This is a genomic window from Microbacterium sp. BF1, from assembly GCF_019279095.1.
GTDB lineage: Bacteria > Actinomycetota > Actinomycetes > Actinomycetales > Microbacteriaceae > Microbacterium > Microbacterium maritypicum.
Genome location: NZ_JAGYWT010000241.1, coordinates 1 through 3,741 on the forward strand (window position 1 = coordinate 1; position 3,741 = coordinate 3,741).

Below are 3,741 nucleotides of genomic sequence, written 5' to 3' on the forward strand. Positions count from 1 at the left end.
GTCTCGAGGGCACTGCACCGCGCCTTCCGGTCAGGTGTGTCGCGCCTGCGGTTCTTCACCGTCCTCGCCGCACTGGTCTCGACCATCGCGGTCGCAGGAGTCCTGATCCCGGTACAGGTGACCGCCACCCTCGGCTTTTCGGCGCAGGGCGGCCACGTGGTCCTCCTGCACGCCGGCGGCGCCGCAGAGACGGAAGTGCCGGAAGGCGCGCGCGTCGTGCTGATGAGCAGCGGCATCCTCGCCGATGAGCGGGTCGGCGAGGGGACGGTCACCCGACCGCGAGCGATACCGACGGAGGTGCCGCTCGACGCGCTCTTCCCCGTGACGGCGGAGGGTGTGACCCTGCCGGCGGTGATCGTCGCGGGCGTGGATCTCACCGACGGGAACCCGAGACTGCCTGCGACGGGGCAGGCACGCGTCGAACTCGGCGTCCGAAACGTGTGGCAGTCGCTCTGGGCGACGGGCGTGACGCTGCCACTGGCGACCCGGCAGAGCGAGAGAGCGGAAGAGGATGAGAATGAACGACTACGCCATTGAGGTGCGCGGACTCACGAAGAGGTACGGCCAGCGGACCGCCGTCGAGGAGCTGTCCTTCGTCGTCCCGCGCGGATCGATCGTCGGGCTGCTGGGCCCGAACGGGGCGGGGAAATCGACGACTCTGCGAGCGATCGTCGGCCTGCTCCGGCCCTCGGGCGGAGACAGCCTGATCGACGGTGTGCCGTTCTCGGCCCTCGACAACCCCGCATCGCACGTCGGCGTCCACATGGACGGGTTCGGATTCGAAGCGGGCATCTCCGCCAGAAGACACCTGGAGATCTGCCGACTCGCGGCTGGGGCACCGCGCAGCAGGGTCGACGAGGTGCTGGACGAGGTGGGGCTGGCCGCGGATGCCCGTCGCCGGGTGAAGACGTTCTCGACGGGCATGGCCCAGCGTCTCGGGCTGGCGACGGCTCTGGTGGGTTCCCCGCGCACACTCGTCCTGGACGAGCCGGCCAACGGTCTGGATCCCGACGGCATCCGCTGGCTCCGCCGGTTCCTGCGCGCCTTCGCCGAACGCGGGGGCACCGTCCTGCTCTCCAGTCATCAGCTCGCCGAACTGGAACAGGTCGTGGATGAGGTCGTCGTCATCAAGGGACGAGCCCTGTTCGCCGGGCGGCTCGGCGACCTGGTCACCAGCGACGACGATTCGCTCGAGAGCAAGTACTTCGACCTGGTCGGCGGTGCGTCCGCATGAGGAACGCGATTCGCAGTGAGCTGCTGCGCGCGGTGAGCGGACCCTCCGTCCTGCCGGTCTATCTCGTGGCCCTGCTCATGCCGCTGTTCGTGCTGTTCTCCGACGGCTCGCGCTTCGACCTCGCCGGGGTCGACTCCCACACGGCGACCTCCCGTCTTCTGGAGCCGCTCGCGTGGTCGGTCATCTCCGCAGCGTTCGTCGGGGCGTACGCGGTCACGCGCGAGTACTACTACTCCTCGATGGAGCGAACCCTCACCGGGGTCGGCTTCCGACGTGCCTTCTCGGGAAAGCTCATCGCCGGGGCGCTCATCGCGATCGCGCTGTCCGTATGCATCTTCGTCACCTGGACGCTGGGGATCTTCCTCGTCCTGGCCGAGAACGGGCTGACACTCGCTCTGTCGTTGCAGTCCTGGCAGCTGTACGCCGGCGCGATGGCCGGTGCGGTGCTCGGCGCGCTCATCGGAGGAGCCGTCGGCTGGATCACCCGCAACTACTATGCGACGGCGATCATCGTCCTCGTTCTGCCGATGGTCGTCGAGTTCGCGTTGCTGCGCACGGCACCCGAGGTGGCGAGGTTCTCGCCAGGATTGGCCATCGCCGCCGTGGGGGTTCCCGGATTCCAGGACCGGCTGCTCGCGTTCGCCCCCGCCCTCGGAGTCGGACTCGCATGGACCGCAGGGCTCGTGGCGGTCGCCTGGTTCACAGGACGCCGGAGGGTGGGGTGATCGGCCGCGCCCTGCGAGCACAGGCGCGCAGCTTCGCGGGCGACATCGTTCTCCTCGGGGTGACCGTGGCGGCGCTGCTGATGTCCCTCTCCCTGGCGATGAGCATCCCACCTGACCTCGCGGGTGCTCCGCTCGAGGCCAGAGAAGCGCTCGCCGGGTCGCTCACGGCCGTGATCGCGATGTACGGCGCGGTTCTCGCAGCGGTGTACGGTTCGTTCCGCTACACGGTCGACCGGCGTGACGGCGTGATCGCTCAGCGCCTGATGCTGCAGTCCCGGTGGGTGACCCTGCTCGTCCGCGTACCCGGTGCCGTCGTCGGCGGGGCGGTCGTGTCCCTCGCAGGAATGGTCGGCGGTCACCTCGCACTGACCGTCACCGTGGGCGGCATTCCCGTGGCGTGGTCCACCGTCGGATCCACACTCGCCGTCGGCGCGGTGGCAGGACTGTGGGGGATGGGGCTGGGAGTGGTCGTGCAGGTCCATCTTGTGGCTCTCTTCCTCGTGTCCCTGTCGATGAGCGGGCCGGTGCTTCTCGCGATGCTCTGGGGAGCGGGTGCCGTCTACCTTCCACCCCTCGTGATGCTCGAAGCCTTCCGCCTCGACATCGGCGCGCTCGGAGTCGCAGCGACCGATCGGCTCGACGGCTCCCTGGCCGCTGGGGTGACGGCCGGATGGATGGTGGCGGCTCTTCTGGCGGGGGCGCTCGCGTTCCTGAGGCGCGATGTGACGTAGCCGCCTCGACAGCGCGTCAGCGCAGGTTCGGATCGGCCGTGCCCCACGACGTAGGATCCCTAGGTGGCAACACCCAAGATCGTCCTCTTCTACGCGTTCACCCCGCTCGCCGACCCCGACGCCATCCGCGTCTGGCAGCGAGACATCGGCGAGGCGCTGGGCCTGCGCGGGCGTCTGATCATCTCGAAGGACGGGATCAACGGCACCCTCGGGGGCGATATCGGTGCGCTCAAGAAATGGCTGCGGTCGTTCCGCTCGTACCAGCCCTTTGCCGACGCCGACATCAAATGGAGCGAAGGCACCGGGGTGGACGCCCAAGGGCGCAGCGTCGACTTCCCGAAGCTCAGCGTCAAGGTGCGCGACGAGATCGTGTCGTTCGGTGCACCGGGGGAGCTGCGCGTCGATGAGAACGGCGTCGTCGGCGGCGGCACTCGTCTGACGCCCGAAGAGCTGCACGGTCTGATCGATGAGCGCGGCGAGGAAGTGGTGTTCTTCGACGGGAGGAACGCGCTCGAAGCGCAGATCGGGCGCTTCCGCGGCGCGGTCGTGCCCGACACCGAGACCACCAGAGACTTCGTCGAGCTCCTCGACTCGGGCGTCTACGACGACCTCAAGGGCAAGCCGGTCGTGACCTACTGCACCGGCGGCATCCGCTGCGAGGTGCTGTCGAGCCTGATGACGGCCCGTGGCTTCGGCGAGGTCTACCAGCTCGAGGGCGGCATCGTCCGATACGGCGAGAAGTACGGCGACGACGGCCTCTGGGACGGTTCCCTGTACGTCTTCGACGGCCGCGGCTCCGTCGACTTCTCCGACCACGCCGCGGTCATCGGAGAATGCGTCGGATGCGGGGCCGCGACCAAGCGCACCGCCAACTGTCCCGATCCGTCGTGCCGCTCGCAATTCGTCGTGTGCGAGGACTGCGTCGCGGTCCCCTGCACCGCCCACGCCGCCTGACCCGCACGCCGCCTGACCCGCACGCCACTTGATGCCTACGGTTCAGGCCGTCATACCGGGTTCGGCGGCGCGCGGCGCATACAGGGAGCGGGGCACC

General features: G+C 69.0%; 5 protein-coding genes. All 5 read left to right on the forward strand.

The window, feature by feature from the left end:
- On the forward strand, positions 1–537 hold a 537-nt coding region (locus tag KZA10_RS09580; RefSeq protein WP_218682753.1), incomplete at its 5' end, for a hypothetical protein.
- Positions 518–1,234 (forward strand): ATP-binding cassette domain-containing protein, encoded by a 717-nt coding sequence (locus tag KZA10_RS09585; RefSeq protein ID WP_055874017.1) that lies wholly within the window; start codon positions 518–520, stop codon positions 1,232–1,234. The genes KZA10_RS09580 and KZA10_RS09585, both read left to right, overlap by 20 nt.
- A complete protein-coding gene (locus KZA10_RS09590; RefSeq protein ID WP_141385813.1) occupies positions 1,231–1,959 on the forward strand; it encodes an ABC transporter permease in 729 nt (242 codons plus the stop codon). The genes KZA10_RS09585 and KZA10_RS09590 overlap by 4 nt, the downstream gene beginning before the upstream one ends.
- On the forward strand, positions 1,956–2,690 hold the full coding sequence (locus KZA10_RS09595; protein ID WP_218682754.1) for a hypothetical protein: 735 nt from the start codon (positions 1,956–1,958) through the stop codon (positions 2,688–2,690). The genes KZA10_RS09590 and KZA10_RS09595 overlap by 4 nt, the downstream gene beginning before the upstream one ends.
- A gap of 63 nt (positions 2,691–2,753) precedes the next feature.
- Complete coding sequence (locus KZA10_RS09600; RefSeq protein WP_055874011.1) at positions 2,754–3,644, forward strand: rhodanese-related sulfurtransferase; 891 nt, start codon at positions 2,754–2,756, stop codon at positions 3,642–3,644.
- The last annotated feature ends 97 nt before the right edge of the window (positions 3,645–3,741 follow it).